Source organism: Geobacter psychrophilus (assembly GCF_056821595.1).
Genome location: NZ_JBXDTU010000004.1, coordinates 2,963,244 through 2,985,648 on the forward strand (window position 1 = coordinate 2,963,244; position 22,405 = coordinate 2,985,648).

The following is a 22,405-nucleotide window of genomic DNA, read 5'->3' on the forward strand; positions in this document are numbered from 1 at the left end:
CATTGAACAGGTCAGCATCAGAAATTCCATGTCAGCTTGCCGTAGAAGCTGCGTTCGACTTCGGATGGTTTCGTGTTGATATATTCAGGTATGAATTCGGCATGATGGCTTTCAAAGAGATTCCTTCCAATCAGGGCCAGCTCAAGACCCTTGGCCGGCTTCCAGGCCAGGCGTGCATCCATGGTGATATAGCCGCGTATGGACTGCCCGTCGATAGAATCCAGGCGGTCAGTGCCGCGCAGCCACAGATCCAGAGAAACCTGACGACCCAGATCAAAACCGGAGCGCACGCTGAACTGATGCAGCGGTACATCCGCTTCGGCGTTGCGCTTGTTGATGCTGTCTGCGCTTGTGCCGTCAAGAAACATGGTGAGATTCTGATAACTGTAGGATGACTGCAGGCGCCACCAGTCGCATGGCGTCCATTCAGCGGAAAGTTCAACGCCGACCGCATGCCCATGCATGTCATTGCTCAGAAAATAGGGCTGAACAGCATTGGTTGCCGGTCCTGATGCGGGCTCTGTATATAACGTTCCCGGGCTGATGACTCTCAGATTTTTGTATGAGTTGTAATATGCTGCAATATCAAAGGAGAGATGGGACAGTGGTTTGGTGCGGTAGCCGATTTCATACGCCAGAAGCTCTTCGGATTTGAAGTGCTTATTGCCCACTATTTCAAGTCTGAGCAGCGGTGTCGTTGGAATCGTGCGATAGTTATAGCGGATGTCCTGCTCTCCTTTGGTGCTGGAGCGAACCGCTCGTGAAACTGCCGCCCACAGGGAATTATTCGGTGTTATTGTCCAGAGCAGACGTCCATTGGGCTGTACATCAAAGCCTGAGTAGTCGTTGTGTTCAAAGCGTGAACCGACGATCAGGGATAGTGTTGCCGGAATCAGGGTGATTTCATCGTGGATAAAAGTGCTGAACAGATTGTTGGTGACCCGCTGCTGATCAAATGAAAGAGTCGGTGTATTTGCTACTTCATACTGGCTGAAGCGATACCCGAGCCCCCATACGATGTCCTGGTAACTTCCGAACGAAAAGCGGTGCTGCATATCCAGGTCGAAGGTATTGAATGTTTGAGGTGAAACGAGCATGTCGCGCTCGGTATGATCATAGTACAACTGCAGAGAAAGGTTGTCCGTGTCTGACAGGGCACGCTGCCAGCGGGTGAGGATGTTGCCGCCGCTCACGTCTGTTCCGTGCTGCACATCTCGCATGTATGGAGGGACCAGGTTGAACAGGGTGTTGGTCTCGTTGAGTGTGCCGGCGTAATAATCTCCCTGGAACGTCAGGTTATCCTGAAGAGTCAGCTGCGAGTCAAATCGGAAGCCTCCCTGGGTGGTATGCCAGGAATCATTGGTGCTATTGCCTGATGCATCAACAAAATTGTCGCGCTCGTTATGTTTCGCATACAGTCGGATATTGGAAGATTCACCAATGGCGGCGCCATATCTGGCTGTTGCGAATGCCGTTTCGCTGGTCCCGCCCCCTGTGCTGACCAGTGCCCCCTGTGTCTTGTCCGCTGATTTAGTGATGATATTGATAACACCATTGACCGCATTGGCGCCCCAAAGCGCCGCACCGGGACCTCGAATGACTTCTATGCGCTCGATATCTTCAAGCACGGTGTCCTGTACTTCCCAATAGACCCCGATGAAGAAAGGTGTGTAGAGACTGCGCCCGTCCATCAGCACCAGCAGCTTGTTCGCAAAGCGGCCATTGAAACCGCGTGCGGTCACTGCCCATTTATTGCTGTCGATCTGTGCTACCTGGACCCCTGGAACCATTCTGAGGGCATCAGCAATTGTGGTAACTCCCGAGCGGTGGATGTCATCCTGGCTGATGACGTAGATTGCTGCCGCGGCATGGGCTATTTTTTGTGATTTTTTTGAAACCGAGGTTACGGTGATGTCCAACAGCTCTTCAATATTGAAGGCCGTCAGATCAACCCGGGATGGAGCTGACGTCATTTCGGCATCAACAGGGCGGGACTGCATCAGTATCAACAATCCGGCTGCAAGCAGTACAAGGTGAAACTGACTGGTCAGCAGCCGCTTAATTGCCGAATTTTTCCAGGAGTAGCGTGATTTCATACGTAGCCTTATCTTGGTGTTGCCAGGTCAGTACTGCGATCGGTTATACAGGAATAACCCACTTTGTAAGCATATTAAAACTAAAGTGTACTAATACACTGTTTGCATACTTAATGCGAGCGACTTGTCAGGACATCAGAAAACCTGTTCCGGCGACCGACGATCCCTGCCGGCAGAGCCCCATTACCGTACAATCTTTGCGAGCTTGAGCAGGTTTGAACTAATGGTCAGGCGGGATCTCCTGGCCTCATCATGGTTGATTTCGAAGCGGATCCTGTCATCATGCTTGAACAGGCCGATCATGCCGTGATGTGATGCAAACTGACTGATATTACTGGCCGTCAGGATCGGCATTCCGGATGCTTGATGAAGATATGCCGCCAGATCATCCTGCTGGGACTGATCGATGAACAGCAGATTACACCCCTGTACCTCCTGCGGACCGTTTATAGACCGTATCTTGACGGTTTTTCCTTTTGAAATCCGGTCCTGGTACGTATCACTGCTGCCTTTGAACGGGTTGGTCCCGGCAATGCAGATGCTCAGCTGGTTGTTCCCTGAAAGGGAGTCCGCCGGCCACTCAACAAATTTTGTAAAATTGAATAGCATCGCTGCCGTCACTTGGGATTCGGACGGATCAAGTGCCAGGGTCGGAACTGAAACCACGCACAAGAGTCCGGCTAACACGGCAGATATGCATAGTTTCATTGGCTTCAACATTAGAACCGGTAGCTCAGTTTTATACGAAAGTTGATGCCGTCCTGATCGATGATGTCCTGTCTATGCTCGCTTGAGCCCGGATCTCCGTAGCGTGTGTCGAACAGATTGTAGATGCTGGCTGAAGCCTCCAGGCCCTGAATCAGGTTGCGACCCAAGATCGTCAGGTTTGCTGTTACCGCATCCCTGGTCCGGTTGCCGGCCAGTGTCAGGCGGGGGCTGGAATATTGGAGCTCTGGTGAAATAAAGACAGACGATCGGTAGACCGGCATACTGATATTGGCCTTTGCCAGGTGGCGCGGTGAGTTGACCTGCCAGGCGCCGCTGTCGGCATCTGTCGCTTCCTGCCAGGTATAGCTAACGCGTCCCATCAGTCCGGATTCAAATTTAGCCTGCAGAACGAGATCGACACCCTTTGCCTCCACCCGGTCGATATTGCGGTAGACCATCAGGTTGTCGGCCGGATCGGTCACCAGAGAGATCAGGTTGTTAATGCGGTAATAGAAGGCTGAGACCGAAGAGTTGTAGATATCGTTGTAATATTGCTCCCAGATCGCCTCATAGGTGCGGATTTTTTCAGGTTTCAGGTTCGGGTCGGATTTCCCGGTTTTTCCGCCGTCAAAATAGTGGGATTCATAGGCGTTCGGTGCCCGGAATGCTTCGCCGTACATCAATTTGAAGGTGGTGGTCGCGATTGGTGTCCAGATCAGTGCCGCACGGGGATTGACTGAATTGAAACGCCCATAATCGTCGTAGCGTACCCCGGCATTCAGAAACAGGGATTTAAAGATGCTGTGCTCGCTCTGTCCAAATGCACCCCAGTTTGTGGAGCTGTGGTTGTAGTCCAGGTTTGATTTGAATGGCTCCACATCCATATTGGTTTGAGACGTGCGCAGGTTGTGCCTGAATTCAGCTCCGACAGTGAATCGGTGTCGCTCCGAAGGTTTTATATCGGCCATGGCCTCGCCGCCCCACCAGTGAGCGTGCGCCATGTCGCGAACGATTACGTACGGCTGACCAACTACCCTGTCGTAGGTGCTCCGCCCTTCATATTCATAGGCATCGTAAAACAGTCTGGCCGAAAAATCAGTGAACTTGCCGAACGTGTGCCGGTAGGAAAGATCGACATAGCCCCGGTCATCCACTGTGTAATTGGGCTTGGTGTTGAATACAACTTCGTATGCTCCGGTCGGGATACCTTTCTTTCTGGTGCCGTACAAACCGGACAGGGTGAAATCACCGTAGGAGAAACGGGAATACATGGATTTGGCGGAATCATAATCATTGTCATGGGAAACGGACCCGTTGGGATCCGCTGCGTATTCAGGATAATAGACTTTGCGCTGGCCGGCGCTTTCCAGCCAGGAACCCGACACCAGCACACCGAGTCCTGCGCCAGAAACATTGCCGTAGCTCATCCGTCCTTTCCAGGTTTCATTGTCACCGGCAGCAATGGCCGCCTCTTTGTTCACCTCCCCGGATGGTCGGGTGATGATGTTGATAACACCGAAGAAGGCATTGCTGCCGTACAGCGACGAGCCCGGTCCCCGCACAAACTCCAGGTTGTCGATCAGGTCGATGTCGAGGGGGAATTCGGTTCCGAGAGCGGCGGTATCAAAGAGATTGTCATTGAGCCGGTGTCCGTCAATCAACAGCAGTATCCGCCCGTTGTAGTCCCCGTGCCGCCCGAATCCCCGGATCCCGATATAGCTGTAATTGCGGTCAGAGGTGACGTACAGTCCCGGAATGGACCTGATGATATCTGCCAGCGTCCGGTAGCCGAACATTCTGATTTCATCAGCAGTTATGATAGTGACGCTGGCGGGTGCCTCTGTGACCCGCTGTTCAAAGCGGGATGCGGTGATGACCCTGGCTACTTTGATTTCCATCAACTCTTCGAGAGAAAGTTCGGACAGGTCAGTTTTTTCGGTTCGAAACGTATCGGCAAATGAACATTCTGAAAATGTTATCCCTGACAATGCTATCGTCAGGCATGCCGTCAGAAGCCTCCACGGAATTTTTGACCCTGTTTTCATACCGTTACCTGTTTGAAATGTTGGTCAACATGTGGCGCGTGTCCCAGGATTCCGGGTTGCAGAACCGGTGAGACATGAAAAAGCGTTTTATAACCAGGGTTAATGTTGCCGGGATTTTACTGGAATTTATGATTTTTGCAAGCAGGGATTTGTCGTGAAGAAAAAACAAAAGGCGCATCCTGAATCGGAAGCGCCTTTTGGTAATTACTGCGAGGCGGTTTGAATCACCCCTCGGTCAGCACGTGCTCCTCGTAGATGATTTCCAGCCTGCGGCGGTGCCCAAGCTCCACATCGGCGAAGTTCATCAGAACCTTCTGCAGCCGCTCGTCATCAGTCATGCCGGCAGCGGCTTTGTACAGCTGATAGGCATTCTCTTCGGCTTTGAGCGCAAAAGTCAGGATTTCCTGATAGGTCATGTCGGGTCGGAAGGTTACATCTATCAGGTACTTGGCGATACTGGTCTCAGGTATGGTGCATAGTTTGTGGCTTTCTGCCTTGTCAGCGTCAATCTTGCTGAAGACATCCTTGTGCGTGGCCTCTTCTGCCGCAAGCTCAGCAAAGATCTTTTTTGCAGCCACCGTGGTACTCAACTCTTCAGCAAATTTATAGAGCTGGTAAGCGGTCTCCTCGCGATCAATTGCGAATTTGATAACATCGTCCAGTGTTACAAATTTCTCCATGGTTCGACTCCATTCCGAGTGATGTGGCACTATCATCCTGCCATTCAGGCGGTACGATAGTGATCCTGATGTGCTCAATTCTGCAGAGATTTATCGTCTTGTCAGTTTGGCGTCAATATTGATGGATGCATCATGCTTTTGCAAGAAATTCAAATACCTGGGCCGGATGCAGTTCGGCTTTGGCTACGTTTGTCCAATGCTTCCTGATGATGCTGTCCGGACCGATCACAACCGTCGAACGGATCGTACCGGTGGTTTTTTTGCCGTACATGATCTTTTCACCGAAGGCCCCGTAGGCGGTCATCATGGCCGTATCAGGGTCGGACAGCAATGTGAAGGGCAGGTTGTGACTGCTGATGAACTTGCCATGGGAAGCGATGCTGTCCTTGCTGACTCCCATGAGTACAATATTCTTGCTTGCCAGTTGACTGTAGCCATCCCGAAAGCCGCAGGCCTCTTTCGTGCAGCCTGGCGTGTTGTCTTTGGGATAGAAAAAGATAACAACGGTTTTTCCGGCATACGTTTTCAGGTTATGCCGGGTCCCGTCACTCCCCTCCAATGAAAAATCCGGTGCTATTGTCCCTTCCAGTGACATGACCGTCCCCCCGCGCACAAAATATAAACAAGACTGTTTGTGTCCACATTAGCAAAAAACAGACATACGTCAATCTATTTATGCTTCGAATGCGTATCTTGAAAAACTATACCGTCAGAATTTGACCTGGGTCAATTGATCCGGCCCTTTTTTGAATAATAGTATCTGTACGGCATGCGAGGTGTGCTGCGTGTTTGTAATTCCAATTCCAGATCAACGAGCTAGGGCCTTGATATGGAATTGGTATAACCGGTTGCTGGTGCATCACCGGAACTCTGGTATGCTTGTCTGGGCCGGGCGTGTATGCGCCCGGGAAATCCGCAATACATCAGGAACAGGATTGGTATGGGTATTACCCGCAAGGAATTTTTCCGCCAGGGGATTTTCTCCCTCGGCAAGACGGCCATTGAGATCGCCGGCACGTTCAAGGGGGGAGAAGCTTCCGATGCCCCTGTTATTCCGGACACAGTGCCAACAGGCGAACCCCGGCCTGACATGTCTGCTGCAGCGTTCAACGAGCGCTGCCTGGCCCGGAACTGCGGCTGTTTTGCCTGCGTGGAACGCTGCCAATCCCGGGCCGTCATGGTGGTGCCTGGTGAAGGCATTCGCATAGATGAAGCGCGCTGCAGCGGTTGCGGGACCTGCGAATATGTCTGCCCGGTCAACCCCAAGGCGATCATACTGCAGCCCCGTTCTGCCCCCGTTAAACTACCTGCCATGAATGCGGTCAACACACCCGAGAAAGGAGAATGAACATGCTGAAAAAAAAACTGGCACTGATAGCGGCAGTAGCAGGTGCGCTTGCCGTACTGTCACTGCCCACCCTGACTACCGCCGTCAATAAGCCTGCCACCAAAGTGGCCGGTGACGGCAGGGCCAAGTGTTATGAGTGCCACGACGAGGTCAAGGCCCTCAAGGAGGGCTCGAAGCACGCCAAGCTGGCCTGTACGGTCTGCCACGACAAGATGGATGCGCATATGCAGGACCCGGAGAAGAACAAGCCGGTCACGCGCATCGACCAGGCCCTGTGCGGCAAGTGTCACAAAAGCCAGTATGAAAGTTTCTTCAAGGTCAATTATGACGGCGGCGCCCGCAAGGAGAAAGGTGTGCCTGCCGGCCGCTCCCCCATGCAGGACAAACTGCTGGCCCCCTATGGTTTCACCTTTGAGCACAATGAACCGCGTGGCCACGCCTTCATGGTCATCGACCAGTTTGCCGTGGATCGTTTCCAGGGCGGACGTTTCCAGTTCAAGGATGGCTGGAAGGGTATCGACAAGACCGGCAAGACCTGGGATGTGCTGGTTGACAAAGGCAAGGATTACAAGCTGAAGGAAACCGCCATGGCCGGTAATCCGACCTGCATCCAGTGCAAGACCTCCGACCATATCCTCAAGTGGAAATTTATGGGTGACAAGGATCCCAAGGCCCAGTGGGACCGCACCTCCAATATTGTTGATGTGGCCAAGGACACCAACAACCCGGTCGGCTGCATCCACTGCCATGATCCGCACGGCACCCAGCCCCGTGTGGTGCGTGACGGCCTGATCCAGGCCATTGAACGCGATACCAAGAACAACATCTTCTCCAAGGGGGGCGCAACCGACCTGAAGGTGATTTCATTCCGTGACGGTTTCCGCAAGATCGGCATCATGCAGAAAACCGATTCCCGCATGATGTGCGCCCAGTGTCACGTCGAGTATGCCTGTGGCGCCGGCACCCAGTGGAGCGACGGCAAGCCGGTCAAGTATGATGACCAGCGCACCAACCACTTCCCGCTCAAGAACGCCCTGCAACTGCTCAAACATTACAAGGATCTGGACTTCTTCGACTTCAAGCACGCCGTCACCGGGGCCCGATTGATCAAATTCCAGCACCCCGAAGCCGAGACCTATGCCGGCAGCGTACACGACCGGGCCGGCGTCCAGTGCCACCAGTGCCATATGCCCAAGCAGAAGGGCAGGGACGGCAAGATCTTCTCGACCCACGGCGTTGTCAAGCCCAAGCAGAACGTCAAGGCGGCCTGTCTGGGTTGCCACCCGAAAAGCACTGTTGAGCAAAAACAGTACGAACTGGATTCGGTCATCAACTACACCAAGGGCAAGATGCGCAAGGCCGAGTACTGGCTGGGCCAGTTGATCGACTCCTATGCCGCTGCCCAGCGCATGGGTGTGACCGATAGCGTCCTGACCCAGGCCCGTGAGAAGCATGAAGAGGCCCATGTGCTCTGGGAATACTGGACCGCCGAAAACTCGGACGGTTTCCATAACCCCGACCTGGCCCGTGAAAGCCTGACCGGCTCGATCGCCGCCTCCAAGGCCGGCGTCAAGATCCTCAACGATGCCATGGCTGTGGTCAAAAAGGATGAACCGAAAAAGTAGGCATCAGGTACAGTGATGTATGAAACGAAAATGGCTGTCCTCGAAACGAGGGCAGCCATTTTATATTCTGAAAAGTTGCGTAGTGCTGATGTTTCCCGAGTGTTCCCGTTAATTTCCTTCCACAAAGGCCTTATTCATCCAGCCCTGCTTTGCAGAATTACCTTTCTGCCAGGTGATCTTTACCCAGTTGTCCCTGGTTTCTAGGACCTCGATGGCTTGTCCCGCCTTGAGTACGGCAATGGAGCGGCTTTTTGCGGATGGCGTACTCCGGACATTTACTGACGCCTCTTTCTGGTTGATTCTGGTGGTGCCTGCCTTGGAGTTGGGCGAACTGTGCGGGGCTGTTTCAGAGGGAGTGTTAGCAGAATCCGGGGTGTTGTTTATGCTGGTCATCTGCATTTCAGGCGGATTTTCAAACTTCCCCTTTTGGATCGTGGTGCGGGTCGTATCATCCGCTTTTTTGGCAACTGTTGCTTCGCTTTTGCCCGAATCAGCGGTATTGACTGAGGCACAGGCCGATAAGAGCAGCACTGTACCGAAAAGTATCGTTGACTGAAGTCTACTGTTGAATCTGGTTGTCATGATGGACTCCTTTTCCATAAAAGTATGATGCAGAATAATTCGTACCTATGTAGTCTCAGCTGAAGGGGTAAGGTCAAAAACATTCAGTAGTATACCACCGGTTTGACACTACGCCGCTGCCCGCAGTTCAATATCCTGCAGCAGCTGAATGAACCTGGGTGCCCCGGCGTCGCCGAAGAGCCCATCCAGTCCCTCGGTGTGCAGGTCGGTGAAGGGCGGCTCGTACAGGAGGCCGGGGTCCATGCTGCCGTTCTGGGTCAGGTAGCTGACTACCTGGTCAATGAACCTGATCTGGGTGGCCGAATAGGTCGAGTTGTGCAGGAACTCGCCGAAGGCCTCGCTGGCCGCCTCGCGCCCGTTTGACGCCGTAGCACATCAGGTATTCTAGCACCTTGTCTAGAGACACTTCACCGCATGCTCCAGCGAGCGCCGGGCGTAGAAACAGCTGGTCCGCGGGGCGCCTGCTCGGCTTCGCGGACAGTTTTGTAGAGTTCGGGCCAGTTGGTGCTTAGGAAGGTGAAATTGGACATTGCAACTCCGGTACTTGTAGAGATCTTATGATCGATTCAACGGCTGAGCACCCGCCCCGGAATTTGTTATTTTTTAATTGAATTGATCATTGAACACAAGACTGCTTGCAACTAGCTTGAAAGTTGGAAGATGCAGTTTTTGAAGCTGGTCAAGCGTACTGATATTGTCAGTACGTTTGAAAGCCATAAACTGAAGAAGAATCATTTTATTATCATTGTGAATTGTTACAAAATGAGTGACTCTCGCCTTAGTTGTTATATCTAATACCTGTTGGGTAATGTCGTAAACAACCATTGCTGCAGGTGCACCATCAAGTACAATATTTTTTGACGAGATAAACTTTCCACCCTCTGGAATTGAGCTTTTTAGTTCTGTTGGTGTGAAAAAGTCTTTCTGTTCTTCTTTTGAAAGTTTAGGTGGAGGAACTGACTTAATCATCATAGCGCTGATAATAGGACCGTGACCAGCCCCATTCTGAAACATTTGAATCATGTCAGGCCTATTTCCTTCCTTTCTGCTCCAACTTGCAGGCAAGGTGATGGTACAATCTACCCCTTTAGAATCAGTATGCCCCTTGGTCCGAAAAGTTTGCTTCCATCCTTCTGCTAATTCACTTGTTGGCTTCCTCAAATACCGTGGGTTTGCCGACAAAAGAGTAGTCAATATCGATTTTGGTAGCTGGCCTTTTGATCGATCATTGACTTCTTTGAGAAAATCTACAGCTTGGGGGCGAGTAATCTCCTCACGAGGTATTAGCTTGGACAGCTCCATTTTGAAGTCAGTCCACTTCTTCTCTCCAATTTCGCTTTTGAGTTCCTTTTCAATACTAATAGTGCTTTCACCAAGCGCGCTATAATTATATGCAACCCATGCCTCTTTTACATCTTTTGCGAGATCCGGAAATTTCTCATCAATCCGCTCCAAGGAATCTTGCTGACCAACAATAAATCCGTAGGTCTGACTTAACTGCTTCCAGCGAGAATCTTTAATATCAAAGGTTTCTGCGTGCGATTGAATGCTCATTAGAGAAATAAGTGCGGCAATAAAAATGGCCAGATATTTCACAGTGTATTTCCCCTTAATTCTGGTCGAATTGTAGCAATTCAGCCGCTTTGTAATTTGTGATGGTTACTTCCTAAGAAAGCGTCGATTGCGAAATCGTTTCCCTCAACCGTCCGGCTTCTTTAAGTATCCCCGCCGCTTGTTCAATACTCGCCTTGTCAGACTCTCCACCTTGCAACATTTTCAGCAGTTCTTCCAAGAGACGAGACTCAAGTTCATCAAGTAGGTGGTGTGACGCATCTGTACCGTACTTTTCGATAAATTCAGTAAAGTGGGGTAAAGCGACTTTGATTAGTCGCTCAACGCCGTCTGTGTCCAGAACTTTGGGAATATCAAGTCCTGCCTTTAGTATTTTAAGTTTTAAAACGGCAAGACACACAATGGCCTGATACGCAGAATAAAGTGCCCACGCTATCGGAGAAACAAAGGGTCGGGCCTTTTCAGCATCGATGGTTTGCTGTCAATCGGCATTGAATTTTGACCCGCTATAGGCGTTCAATTTTGACCCACCCCAGCAGTAGTTTTTAGTTGTTTATCCTCGTTCTGATTCTCCAGCTTTCATTTCCGGTTTCCACTATCTCGCAGTGATGAGTGATCCTGTCCAGCAGGGCTGTCGTCATCTTTCCATCCCCGAATACCTGTGGCCATTCGCCGAACGTCAGGTTGGTTGTTATGATCAGCGATGTTCTCTCGTAAAGCTTCGAGATCAGGTGGAACAGGAGTTGGCCGCCGTTCTTGGAGAATGGCAGGTAACCCAGTTCGTCAAGGACAACCAGGTCATGCCTTGCCAGGTGTTCCGCCAGCTTGCCACCCCGGTTGTCGAGTTTCTCCTGCTCCAACTGGTTCACCAGATCCAGTACGTTGAAGAACCTGGCTTTCCTGCCATTTCTGATACTCTGCCGAGCTATGGAGATGGCAAGGTGCGTCTTGCCGGTTCCGGTACCGCCGACCATGATGATGTTGCTGTGATCGGACAGGAAGCTGCCATCATAGAGGGTTCTGACTTGCATCTCATTGACTGGTGTGGCTGCGAACTCGAACCGGTCGAGATCCTTGTCTACCGGGAACCTGGCCAGACTCATGCGGTAACGGATGCTTCTTAACTTCCTCTCCGCCATCTCCGCTTCCAGGAGGTCGCACAGTATCTTGTCCGGAGTGGCCCGACTCTTTATCCCTGCCGCCAGCACCTCATCAAGGATGGACTTCATTCCGTACAGTCCGAGCGTCCCGATGGCTTCCATCAGTCGGTCACGCAGTACCATAGGCACCTCCCGAGAGGAGGCGGTCATAGCGGTAACAGTCCACCACCGGGACCAACCTGAGCAGCGGCAACTGTGCTGACGGCTGCAGCGGTTCCGGTTGCGGCTCATCGTGTGTGCGTGACAGAATGGTGAGTATGACATCGCTGCTGACCGTCTTGTCGGCTATCGATTTGGCGCACGCTTCTGCCACGGCTTCCAAGCCATAACGACGGACGACGCTCAATATCCCCACGAACTGGCGATCTCCGTCGCTGCGTTCCGCCAGTATCTTTCTGACCTCACCCATCGATTCCGGCAGATCCCATTCCTTGAAGGGGGCACCGTTTCGCAAGGCTCCCGGTTTCTGCTCCAGTACGGCGATATAATGCCAGGGGTCGTAGATGACCTTGTCACGACTGAGGTTACGGTCGTGGACTCCAACCGTTGTGCCGTTCATTACGATGATCACCCGGCTTGCGTATGCACGTACTGAGACTGTTTTACCGACAGCCATCGCATTGACGCTGTAACGGTTGCGGTCGAAGCTGATCAGGAGCTGCGGCGACACACGCGCAACGCTTTCCTGATAACCATCAAACGGAGACGGCATACTCAGCAGACGGTTGCGCTCTTCGGCAAACACCTCGTCAATGGTTCTGGTCCTGAGCTCGGGATGCTTGAAAGTGGCGGCGTGATTGCGGCACTGGTCCAGTAGCCATTCGTTCAACTCAGCCACGTCCTTGAACCGCCTACGCTGGGCAAAGAAACGTTTCCTGACTACGCCGACCTGGTTCTCGACCTGTCCCTTCTCCCAACCTGCGGCTGGCGTACAGGCTACCGGTTCAAACAGGTAGTGGGAGGCCAGGTTCTGGAAGCGACGGTTGAACACCCGGTCTTTGCCCATCAGCACCTTGGTAACTACCGTCTTCAGGTTGTCGTAGATGCCTCGCCTGCAGACACCGCCAAAGAACTCGAAGGCCCGGACATGGGCATCCATGACCATCTCAAGAGTTTCACGGGTATAGGCGACACAGAACGGTTTGCGGCTGTGACACAGGCGGAAGTGGGCGATCTTTATCTCTACGGGGACACCACCGAGTTCGACCTTCTCGTAACTCCAGTCGAACTGGAAAGCGTCACCAGGGTCATAGGCAAGGGGTATGAAGGCCTTTACAGCAGCCGTGCCGTCTGCTTTCTTCCAGTTGCTCACATAGCGGCGGACGCTGTCATAGCCTCCTTCGTATCCTGCACGCTGTAGCTGCTCAAACAGGATCTGAGAGCTTCTGCGATGGCGAACAGGCTTGCTGTTGTCCTCAGCCAGCCATTCAGAAAGGCTGGCTTCAAAGGAGCCGAGCTTCGGACGTGGCTGTTCAGTCCTTACGTACTTCTGGTCGGTCATGCCGGTGCGGAGGATGGTTCTGACGGTGTTCCTGGCAAGGTTGAATTCGCGGGTTATCTCCCGGATGCCTTTGCCATCTCGGTAGTGGGCGTGACGGACTTTGCGGATGGTTTCCACGTTCAGCATCTCCTTTCGGTACTCCTCTCTCTGGTTGGTTCCAGAGAGTATGGAGGAAGGTGCTGAGGTGGGTCAATTTTGGACGCCGATTATCCCCCTAAGTGGGTCAATATTGCATGCCGATTCACAGGTTTGCATCTTTTGAAGGTCGAACTGTTCTGCTATTGATGCAAAAAAATCACGCATTTTCGGATCATTTGCTGCTGCCTCTGCGGCAGCCTCAAACTTGATAGCTGCCATCGAAGCCGAAACAGCTTTCGCTGGACCTAGTGCTGTGATTGCTGACCAAAGTTGATCTACCGCCTCTAAGCGGCGTTTGTCTAAGGCCGCTTGGCGACTCATCATACCTGCCATAGCACCGCTGCTAAGAACAGCGATTTGATTCTCTTTACTTCGCAAGTCTGCACGAAAAGATTCCTCACTCTTTCGAAGATCCGTTCGAATCGTTTCCAACTTGTTATCAAACTCATGCTGAACGCTCATTGCCAAGCGGGTTGAAATGATGGAACGAAATAGCCACAATGCACCGCAGAGCAATGATGTTGTTGAGATTGCGGGAATCCAGTCAAGCAGGTTCATAATTGATCTCCGCACTTCATCATATTTGAATTCAATTATTGCGGGGTTATTGTGCTTTTACACCTTGTTTTGCCTAAACCACTTCAAGTAATGCTCGCTTCCCCTCTTCAGACCCTTCAGTTGCAACAAAATAAAGTGCCACATCAATAGGTTCATCAATTTATCGCATAGATTGCGCCCGTAGGGCTCCTTCAATTCGATTCATGTCAGGCTTGCAGCGCATCTCTTCATAGCAGAAACAAGGGTCATTATCCATGAGAATGAGCACTCATTAGAGATATTGTATACAACAAGCAACACCCAGGTCGTCAAAGCCAGGGATACGGACACTGCCCGGAATTCACCCGCGTCTCAAGCCGGGGTTTACTGATTGAAACTGTCAACGTTGGGGGCGGTTGCAGGAGGTACTATCTCTAATACCATGCAAACAAAAAGCCCCCGTTCGGTACGTACCGGACGGGGGCTTTTGAATCAAATAAAGGTAGACCGATTTTTAGAGATTACCGGTGAGCATGTATGGACTTTCCTTCTACAAAGGACTTTTCCAGCCAACCCTGACTGAGCGTATTGTCTGTCTGCCACGTGATCTTGAGCCAGCTGTCCTTTGCTTTCAGAACCTTGATCGCTTGTCCATGCCTGAGTTCGGCTACGGTTCGGCTATTCAGTGACGGCGCACTCATGACGTTTACGAGCGTTTCGTGCTTGCTGGTTTCCCGGTCTGCCTGAACGCGGTCCTGTGTGCTTTGCGACATAGAGTTGTCGGCTACGGGCATCTCCGAAACATTGAAGGACGGCAGTACCCCGATCATTTCAGACTCATTTACAAACTTTCCTCTAGCAATTGTGACACGTGACGTCTCACCCGTATTGCCGGTGTTTGCCTCACCGGTTGAGATGAAGGCGCATGCTGCTGACATAAGTACTGAACCGATAACAATCGCCGATTTGACCCTGCTGCTGAACCTGATCATCTTCATGTTCTCCTGTTGCAAAAAAGTAAAATGCGAAATTGCATAAAGCATATGACGGCTTGGCTGAACCTAAAGTTACGGTCAAAACAGTATCGGCATTGGGGAGGTGCAAGAGGATGTACTTCGAAATGAAGTAAAATGCGATAGCGTTCGCTTGTATGTACATCATTTTCGGGTGTAGTTAAAGAGAAAAATGAAATGGCAGCAGTAATATTGATTTCAAGTGGCTGGGACGTCCGGCGGTTACCGGGCGGGGTTTCGTGGAGTATCAAATATCAATTGCCCTTGCCGATAGAATGTGACAGATAGTAAAGCTGATTGTTATTTGGGTCTGAAAATGCTATAACTTGTTCGAATTCGGCACAATTGTCACGGGTTGCCGGCCTTGGCGGGTGTGTTGTGATGGCAGTTAATTCCAGAATCCTGAAGGGAATTACCAAGTATGAGTAATGTGGTCAATAATAAAGTTTCTCAATTGCATGAAGAGTGCATCGAAATCGGTAAAGTATCGCCTGAGACATCCAGGATGAGGGTGCCGGGCGGCCACGTCCTGATCAATACCAAGGATACCCTCAGCCGCATTAAAGAGGAGTTGGGCATACAAACCGATGTAGAACTGGCCGAAGCCATGAGTGTCGGTATCCGCCGGATACATAACTGGAAACAGCGCAATACGATTCCGACCGAGTCGATCGTCGCAATCTGCGGTTCGGAAGGGCTGGATCTGGAATTTATCCTGACCGGCAACAAGGCTCACACTGGCAGATATCAGTCCGACGAGAACATGTCTTCAGATTCTTCGGATGTTTGCGAACAGCCCAGGGTCTGTCCGCCCCACAAGAGATTCGTCAAATATGATTCCCATGGCAATGTGATCTGCTCGTTTGAGTCACCGCAGCTCGTCGATGTGCTTGCTCCGGGAACCAACTGGCTGATACATGCCCTCGGCGTGCAGCCGGAAGACCTGCTGCTGATGAAGGTCATCGGTGACAACATGTCCCCCTGGGTTCAGGACGGTGATCTGGTCTTTGTGGATACTTCCTACAAGAGCACCATCAACGGCGGTGTACTGGCCTTGCGCTACGCCGACGGCACCATGACGGTCCGCCGGATCTTCCGCAACCCGGACGGAACCCTGCTGGCAAAATGCGATGCGGAAAGCTCCGAACCGGAGGTGCTGGATATCAGCAATGAAGACATGTACCCTCTGGTTGTGGGACGGGTCGTGCGGCGTCTTGTAAGATAATGCCGGGCTGAAGGCCGCTCTGTTGCACAGTTTGTTTTGGCGTTTTCACGGTTTCAAGGTATAAAGTGTTATTCCGGCAGCACAGGTCGCAACTGCCCGTCTTGGAGGCTCTGCATGGGGAATAGACACTTCACCGACTACTACAATGCTGTTTTCGACACCGACCGTGAGCGGGCGCTGCTTGTTATCCAGCAGGCCCTTGACGCGGGTGTTACTCCCGAAGAGGTCGTTTTCTCCATTGTTATCCCCGGCATGGAGAAGATGATCGGCGGCATGATCACCGACTCGCTCGTTACCCTTTCCCAGCACTTTCTCGCCTCCCAGATCGCAGAAGAAGTTACCGATATGCTCATTCCCCGCTTTAAAACAGCCCCCGAGATGCAGGGACAGGTCGTTATCGGCACCAGTTACGGCGATTTCCACGGCCTGGGGAAGAAGATTCTCTGTGGTTGCCTGCGGGCCAAGATGTTCCAGGTGACGGATGTGGGCATCAATGCCCGACCGGAACGCTTTGTGGAAGCGGCTCTGGACGTTGGGGCCGGTGTGATCGGAATTTCGTCCATGATGGTCCATACCGCCGTGGGCGAGAATGGGCCGCGCCGGGTGCGGGCGCTCCTGCGGGAACAGGGCCTGGAAGAGCGCATCAAGATCGTGGTGGGCGGGGCGCCTTACCGTTTTCATGACACCCTTTACCGTGAGGTGGAGGCCGATGCCTGGGGGGCGACCGCTATCGAGGGGGCCGAGATTATCGCCGGCCTGATCAGGGGGCTGCACGCATGATGACCGGCATGCAACGTCTGCAGGCGCTCATGACCGGACAACGGCCGGACCGTGTGCCGGTGTTCTGCAACCTGCTGGATCAGGGGGCCGCTGAGCTGGGTATGGGGATTAAGGAGTATTATGCCAGCGGCGTGAACGTGGCCGAGGGGCAGCTGCGCATGCGGGAAAGGTACGGCTACGATGGCGTCATGGGGATGTTCTATGTCGGCATGGAGGCTGAACTGTTCGGCTGCCGCAACATCGTGTATGCCAAGGACGGGCCGCCCAATGTCGGCCATCTTGTTATCCAGAAAGAAGAGGATATCGCAGCGCTGGAGGTTCCTGACGACTTCAGCCAGCTGCCGCGCTTCCGGGAACTAACTACTTGCATCCGCATCCTCAAGGAGCGCGCGGCAGGGCAGTACCCGGTGATCGGTGATGTCACGGCCTCTTTCAGTCTGCCGGCGCTTTTGATGGGCATCTCCGGCTGGATGGAACTGTTTCTGTGCGGCGATCCCGGGTTGCGCTCGCTGCTGCTGGAGAAGTGTTCCCTGTTCTGCCGTCGACATATTCAGGCCCTGCGCCAGGCCGGGGCTGACCTGATCATCTACACCAATTCGGTGGCAACGGCCAATTTCATCACCCTGCCGCAATTCAAATCCCTGGCGCTGCCGACGGTTCTCAGCGATCTTCAACCGGTCGGGACGGATGATGTCATCTACTTTAACGGGGGCGGCCGGATCAATCCCCAGTTGTCAACACTGCTGGATCAGACCGGATTGCGGGCCTTTTACATCAATCCTTTTGACGATATTGCCGAGGCCAAGTCAGCGCTGGACGGACGGGCGCTGCTGGTGGCCGCCATCAACGACATCAGCCTGATACTCTGGACGGAAGAGGATATCAACCGCGAGGTCAAGCGGATCATGGACACGGGCAAAACGGGCGGTGGTTTTATCTTCAGCACCCTGATGATGCCCTGCGCCATTCCTGAAAAGAATATCCGCGTCATGCTTGACGCGGCTTACCGCTATGGTCGCTATGATACGTAATCCGTGTGATGAAAAATGCCTTTTGATGATCGGCTGCGGTATCCTCCAGAAGGAGATCCGCTATTTGATTGCAAAAAACAGCTGGCCGGTATCGGCTGTGTTCCTGCCTTCCGGGCTGCATACTGATTTCGGCAAGCTGCAGCGCACCCTGGAAAAGAGCCTGGCGGCACATGCCGGCCAGCCTGTTTTCGTGTTCTACGGGGCCTGTCACCCGCTGATGGACCGCATCCTTGCCGCGGCCGGTGTTGTCCGCACGCCCGGTCAGAACTGCGTTGATATCTGCCTGGGGCACGAAACCTTCTGCCGCGAACTTGAGGCCGGCGCCTTTTTCCTGTTTGAGGAGTGGGCCCTGAGCTGGGACAGCATCGTCGGCGGTGAGCAGGGACTGGCCCCGCTGGTCATGCGGGATATCTTCCGTGAAGCCCATACCCATCTGCTGGCCATCCGCACCCCCTGTTCGGGCGATTTCTCGGCCCAGGCCGAGGAGATCAGCCAGCGCACCTCGCTGGAGCTGCGCTGGCTTGACATCGGGCTGGAACATCTGGAACGGGTGCTGGAAGCGACTATCAGCAACGCCCTGCAGGAGCAAGCATGAGCGATAGCGTCACACTGCCGGCTGAGGAATTGCGGGCGCTGCAGGAACGGGTGTCTGTCCTTGCCAGGAGCAGTGCCCACCTGAAGCTGGTCAACAGTATGCTCACCCGTCTGAGTTCGGTCAGCGGGCTTACCAATGTGATTGAGAATATCCTTGCGATCCTGATGGAAACCATCGGAGGTTCGAACCTGATCGTTTACTACACCGTTGACGGCCGCTGGTTTTCCCGGGATGTCTACGGCTCCGAACGTGTGATGGCGGCACCCATGGACCAGCTTGTTCTGCGCTGTATTCAGGCTGAGACCTTTGTACGTTCATCACCGGTCGTGGCAGCGCTACCCGGCGGTGCTGTCAGCCATGAAAACTGGGCCTTCCCCCTGATCATGCAGCAGCGCATGATCGGGGTAGTGGTTATGGAGGGTATGCAGCTTGCGGACGTTTCCATTCACCGCGAATTGCAGCCTTTTTTTGTGTATGCTGCCCTGATGCTGGGCAATGAGATCTCCAACTACAGCGTACTGGAGTCAGCGCACAACGAATTGATGGAGGCTCACCAGGAACTGGAGTGTGAAATCGAGGCCCGCCAGGAAGCGGAGGAGCACTACCGGATGCTGTTTGAGCAGTCTCCTGATGGTATTCTGCTGGTGGATTCCGTGACCAAGATGCTTATCAGTTTCAATACGGCGGCTCACAGGCAATTGGGGTACACGCGCGAGGAATTTGCCGCATTGAGCATAATGGATATTGATGCGCTTGATTCGCAGGAAGAAATCGAACAGCGCACCCGGAACCTGCTGAAACATGGCTCCTTGCTCTTTGAGACCGTTCACCGCACCAAGGACGGACAGCCCCGTAATGTACTGGTTTCGCTCAAAGTGCTTTCATTGCATCGCAACGGCCAAATCCTGTCGATACACCGTGATATTACTGACTTCAAAAAAATCGAGGAGGAGCTGCTTAAGTCCCAGAAGCTTGAATCAGTGGGCGTATTGGCCGGGGGCCTTGCCCACGACTTCAACAACCTGCTGACGGCCATTGTCGGCAATATTTCCCTGGCTGCCAACTGTCTGGACCATGAATCCCGCCCGGCCGCTTTGCTGGCTGAAAGTGAGAAGGCATGTCTGCGTGCCCGTGATCTGACCCAGCAGCTATTGACCTTTGCCAAGGGGGGCACCCCGGTCAAGCAGTTGGCATCCATCGCCGGGATCGTTCGGGACAGTGCAACGTTTGCCCTGCGCGGCTCGGGTGCGAGATGCGAATTCCACATTCCTGCTGACCTTTGGAGCGCTGAGGTTGATACGGGGCAGATCAGCCAGGTGATTCACAATCTGGTTCTCAATGCTGAGCAGGCCATGTCCGGTAGTGGTGTCATAGAGGTCAGCTGTGCAAATGTCCCTGCTGACTCCCTGGGCGATTGCCCCCTGAACCGGGTGCGGATCGATATTCAGGATACGGGCATCGGAATCCAGCCGGAATACCTCCGGAAGATCTTTGATCCCTATTTTACGACCAAACAAAAGGGGAGCGGACTCGGCCTGGCATCCGCCTATTCCATTATCGGAAAGCATGGCGGCAGCATTGAGGTGGAGTCGACCCCGGGCAGAGGAACGGCGTTCCATGTCTTTCTGCCGGCCGCTGCAGGTTCAGCGCTGCAGGACCTGCCGGAGGATGTTTCGCTGCCTACCCGCAGCAGCAGGATCCTGGTTATGGATGATGAGCCGATTATTCTGAATGTGGTTACCGAGATGCTGCAATACATGGGGCATGAGGTGGAAACGGTGCGTGATGGTGCTGAGGCGGTTCAGGCGTATCAGAGGGCGTTGACTGACGGCAGGCGCTTTGATGTTGTGATTCTCGATCTGACGGTCCCAGGCGCCATGGGTGGCAGGGAGGCAATGAAACTCCTTGTGCAGCTTGATCCGGGGGTAACGGCGGTGGTTTCCAGCGGCTATGCCAATGATACGACGGTTTCCGACTTTCAATCATTCGGTTTTGCAGGCGTCCTGGCGAAGCCTTATACCCTGCATGAAATTGAAAAGGTGCTTGCGGGACTGCGCTGACAGGATGATGTCAGGGTGCGTTTCTCACCGGCCAGAGGTAGTAGTAGTTGCTCCCGGCAAACGGCCGGATAATCCCGTTCCAGGTATTTGCCGCAAAGAAATGATCCTTCTCCGTCCCTGACGTGGTGGACGTCCAGTAATTGCCGGGCTGCACGCGCGCAAAGCCGCAGGTAACCAGATAGTCAGCGATAAAATGTCCAAACGCACTGCCCCAGCCCGCTTTTTTGCCGAAAAAAAGAAGTCCTTCAAAATCCTCTTGTGTCGGCATACGCCAGTCATTATATCCGGCATAGCGCTCCTGGTTCAGTTTCTCAATCAGTTTAACGGCTTCCGGGTGCTTCATGGGTTTCGTGGAAATGTTTGCGTTGCGGGTCCACATGAGTCTGGTTCGTGTTTCCACGACGGTCTGCCTGTTTACGGCGTAATAGGAGGCCTTGAATCCCTCGGATGGTGTTACACCCTCGTTTATGACGTTACTGTCCGGAACAGCGTTGACTATGCATTTGAACTTTGTTTCCAGACCCTCGGGAATGTCCTTGGCATGCATCCAGGAAATTCGCCGGTTTTTGCCAAGGGGAATCGAACTGCCGAAATCACCGGACATGGAAAGCATGTGAGAGGAATACCTGGTGCCATTGATATTAAATACAACCTCCACACCTGAGTGCGTTTCTCCACTCCTGCCAAGCAGATCATACTCGATGGACAGCTGAGAGCTGGATAAATGCGTCCTGAGATTTGAAACCTCTGCTGCCGAAAGAGGGTGGCCAAGGCTCAGAAAACAGAGGAACAGGATGACGGCAGGATACTGCAGACGTCTCATGTATGACCTTCTTCATGAAAGCCTTCGACCAGCTCACATTCAGTTTTACCGGCTCCGATCATTATCTCCTCCAGTTTGGCCCACACCGATTCGTCCATCCGGAGCGTGTTGATTTCCTGAAATACGTCTTCCGTCAGGATGGCTCTTGAATTCAGGCTCATATTCAGCATGCGGCTGTTGAAGTTAACCAGGCGTACGATAGCGAGCAGGATGTCCTGCGAATCGACATGTTCTGAGTGATGATCCGCTACAATTGCACGGTAGACAGGAGGTATATTCCAGTGATCCATCAGCCGGCACCCCAGTTCGACGTGCAATTCAGAGAAGGCGCCCAGTATTAATTCCCTTTCGAGAACAATGCCGGATTCCTTGTCCTGGCTGATCCGCTCCAGGGCTTTGAGAATATACAACTTACCGATATCGTGGAGCAGGCCCGCCATATAAGCCTGGTCTGCCAGATCCGGATGTCCGGTTCTCATGGCAAGCGACTGGCAGCCGAGGGCGCAGGCGTGCGAATGAAGCCACAGGTCCTGCATGACATCATTGACAACGGGGTTGTCGGATGTATGGAGTGCCGACTGGGACGCGGCCATGGCAAGGTTGGTGATCTGCCTCGTTCCCAGGCGAATGGCCGATTCCTTGATTGTTTCAGAACGCTTAAGCCCGGTAAATGCAGCGGAGTTGGCCATTTTGAGAACCTGGGCAGACAACCCCTGGTCTTCATTGATGGTGCCTACAATGGCATCGATATCTGTTGCCGGATCGCCAAGCATCAGGAGCAGTTCCACCGCAACAGGGTTGAAAACCGGCAACTCAATGGGTAACAGGCAGAACGATATGCGCAGATCCAGAGAAACACTCATTGGGACTACCTCCCGGGGCTTTT

Annotated in this window: 21 protein-coding genes and 1 pseudogene; 7 read left to right on the plus strand and 15 right to left on the minus strand. The window is 53.0% G+C overall.

All coding sequences use genetic code 11. The annotated features are described in order from the left end of the window. Positions 1-17 precede the first annotated feature (17 nt). From ACOCF6_RS16210 to ACOCF6_RS16230, 5 genes are all read right to left on the minus strand, one after another. Positions 18-2,096 carry a TOL_0244 family TonB-dependent receptor gene (locus ACOCF6_RS16210; protein ID WP_482461370.1) on the minus strand — a complete coding sequence of 693 codons (2,079 nt, stop codon included), beginning with the start codon at positions 2,094-2,096 and terminating at the stop codon, positions 18-20. A gap of 183 nt (positions 2,097-2,279) precedes the next feature. Next, positions 2,280-2,804: a YfiR family protein gene (locus ACOCF6_RS16215; protein ID WP_482461371.1), complete on the minus strand. Its 525-nt coding sequence runs from the start codon at positions 2,802-2,804 to the stop codon at positions 2,280-2,282. 11 nt (positions 2,805-2,815) lie between these two features. Then, complete coding sequence (locus tag ACOCF6_RS16220) at positions 2,816-4,849, minus strand: TonB-dependent receptor plug domain-containing protein (RefSeq protein WP_482461372.1); 2,034 nt, start codon at positions 4,847-4,849, stop codon at positions 2,816-2,818. 224 nt (positions 4,850-5,073) lie between these two features. Continuing rightward, complete coding sequence (locus tag ACOCF6_RS16225; protein ID WP_482461373.1) at positions 5,074-5,529, minus strand: ferritin-like domain-containing protein; 456 nt, start codon at positions 5,527-5,529, stop codon at positions 5,074-5,076. Positions 5,530-5,659: 130 nt separating this feature from the next. After that, a complete protein-coding gene (locus tag ACOCF6_RS16230; protein ID WP_482461374.1) occupies positions 5,660-6,124 on the minus strand; it encodes a peroxiredoxin in 465 nt (154 codons plus the stop codon). Between the two features lie 345 nt (positions 6,125-6,469). On the opposite strand from ACOCF6_RS16230, the gene ACOCF6_RS16235 reads away from it, so the two are divergent. Further along, on the plus strand, positions 6,470-6,877 hold the full coding sequence (locus ACOCF6_RS16235; RefSeq protein WP_482461375.1) for a 4Fe-4S binding protein: 408 nt from the start codon (positions 6,470-6,472) through the stop codon (positions 6,875-6,877). 2 nt (positions 6,878-6,879) lie between these two features. After that, positions 6,880-8,502 carry an ammonia-forming cytochrome c nitrite reductase subunit c552 gene (locus ACOCF6_RS16240; RefSeq protein ID WP_482461376.1) on the plus strand — a complete coding sequence of 541 codons (1,623 nt, stop codon included), beginning with the start codon at positions 6,880-6,882 and terminating at the stop codon, positions 8,500-8,502. Positions 8,503-8,610: 108 nt separating this feature from the next. Here the strand turns inward: ACOCF6_RS16240 and ACOCF6_RS16245 are convergent, their stop codons facing one another. The 8 genes and pseudogenes from ACOCF6_RS16245 to ACOCF6_RS16280 form a co-directional block, all read right to left on the minus strand. Beyond that, positions 8,611-9,084, minus strand: a complete 474-nt coding sequence (locus tag ACOCF6_RS16245; RefSeq protein ID WP_482461377.1) for an SH3 domain-containing protein — start codon at positions 9,082-9,084, stop codon at positions 8,611-8,613. A 108-nt stretch (positions 9,085-9,192) separates the two neighbouring features. Further along, a pseudogene (locus tag ACOCF6_RS16250) lies at positions 9,193-9,426 on the minus strand (type I restriction-modification enzyme R subunit C-terminal domain-containing protein); the annotation flags it as partial. 261 nt (positions 9,427-9,687) lie between these two features. After that, positions 9,688-10,680, minus strand: coding sequence for a hypothetical protein (locus ACOCF6_RS16255; protein WP_482461378.1), 993 nt, complete (start codon positions 10,678-10,680; stop codon positions 9,688-9,690). A gap of 70 nt (positions 10,681-10,750) precedes the next feature. Beyond that, complete coding sequence (locus ACOCF6_RS16260; protein ID WP_482461379.1) at positions 10,751-11,056, minus strand: hypothetical protein; 306 nt, start codon at positions 11,054-11,056, stop codon at positions 10,751-10,753. 145 nt (positions 11,057-11,201) lie between these two features. After that, positions 11,202-11,939 carry an IS21-like element helper ATPase IstB gene (istB, locus tag ACOCF6_RS16265; RefSeq protein WP_482458893.1) on the minus strand — a complete coding sequence of 246 codons (738 nt, stop codon included), beginning with the start codon at positions 11,937-11,939 and terminating at the stop codon, positions 11,202-11,204. Further along, positions 11,926-13,443, minus strand: a complete 1,518-nt coding sequence (istA, locus tag ACOCF6_RS16270; RefSeq protein ID WP_482458892.1) for an IS21 family transposase — start codon at positions 13,441-13,443, stop codon at positions 11,926-11,928. Before istA ends, istB begins: the two co-directional genes overlap by 14 nt. A 63-nt stretch (positions 13,444-13,506) precedes the next feature. Further along, positions 13,507-14,013: a hypothetical protein gene (locus tag ACOCF6_RS16275; protein WP_482461380.1), complete on the minus strand. Its 507-nt coding sequence runs from the start codon at positions 14,011-14,013 to the stop codon at positions 13,507-13,509. A 500-nt stretch (positions 14,014-14,513) separates the two neighbouring features. Then, positions 14,514-14,990: an SH3 domain-containing protein gene (locus tag ACOCF6_RS16280; protein WP_482461381.1), complete on the minus strand. Its 477-nt coding sequence runs from the start codon at positions 14,988-14,990 to the stop codon at positions 14,514-14,516. 436 nt (positions 14,991-15,426) lie between these two features. Between ACOCF6_RS16280 and ACOCF6_RS16285 the strand changes: the two genes are divergently transcribed. The 5 genes from ACOCF6_RS16285 to ACOCF6_RS16305 all read left to right on the plus strand — a co-directional run bounded on the left by ACOCF6_RS16285 (position 15,427) and on the right by ACOCF6_RS16305 (position 20,696). Beyond that, positions 15,427-16,230, plus strand: a complete 804-nt coding sequence (locus tag ACOCF6_RS16285; protein ID WP_482461382.1) for a LexA family transcriptional regulator — start codon at positions 15,427-15,429, stop codon at positions 16,228-16,230. 114 nt (positions 16,231-16,344) lie between these two features. Next, positions 16,345-17,010, plus strand: coding sequence for a cobalamin B12-binding domain-containing protein (locus ACOCF6_RS16290; RefSeq protein WP_482461383.1), 666 nt, complete (start codon positions 16,345-16,347; stop codon positions 17,008-17,010). After that, complete coding sequence (locus ACOCF6_RS16295) at positions 17,007-18,041, plus strand: uroporphyrinogen decarboxylase family protein (protein ID WP_482461384.1); 1,035 nt, start codon at positions 17,007-17,009, stop codon at positions 18,039-18,041. The genes ACOCF6_RS16290 and ACOCF6_RS16295 overlap by 4 nt, the downstream gene beginning before the upstream one ends. Beyond that, positions 18,031-18,636: a DUF1638 domain-containing protein gene (locus ACOCF6_RS16300; protein WP_482461385.1), complete on the plus strand. Its 606-nt coding sequence runs from the start codon at positions 18,031-18,033 to the stop codon at positions 18,634-18,636. The genes ACOCF6_RS16295 and ACOCF6_RS16300 overlap by 11 nt, the downstream gene beginning before the upstream one ends. Next, positions 18,633-20,696 (plus strand): hybrid sensor histidine kinase/response regulator, encoded by a 2,064-nt coding sequence (locus ACOCF6_RS16305; protein WP_482461386.1) that lies wholly within the window; start codon positions 18,633-18,635, stop codon positions 20,694-20,696. Before ACOCF6_RS16300 ends, ACOCF6_RS16305 begins: the two co-directional genes overlap by 4 nt. Positions 20,697-20,706: 10 nt before the next feature. Here the strand turns inward: ACOCF6_RS16305 and ACOCF6_RS16310 are convergent, their stop codons facing one another. After that, positions 20,707-21,519, minus strand: coding sequence for an Lcl C-terminal domain-containing protein (locus ACOCF6_RS16310; RefSeq protein WP_482461387.1), 813 nt, complete (start codon positions 21,517-21,519; stop codon positions 20,707-20,709). Then, the gene (locus ACOCF6_RS16315; protein ID WP_482461388.1) at positions 21,516-22,382 is read right to left on the minus strand and encodes an HDOD domain-containing protein; all 867 of its coding nucleotides are present in this window, start codon (positions 22,380-22,382) and stop codon (positions 21,516-21,518) included. The genes ACOCF6_RS16310 and ACOCF6_RS16315 overlap by 4 nt, the downstream gene beginning before the upstream one ends. Positions 22,383-22,405: the final 23 nt, after the last annotated feature.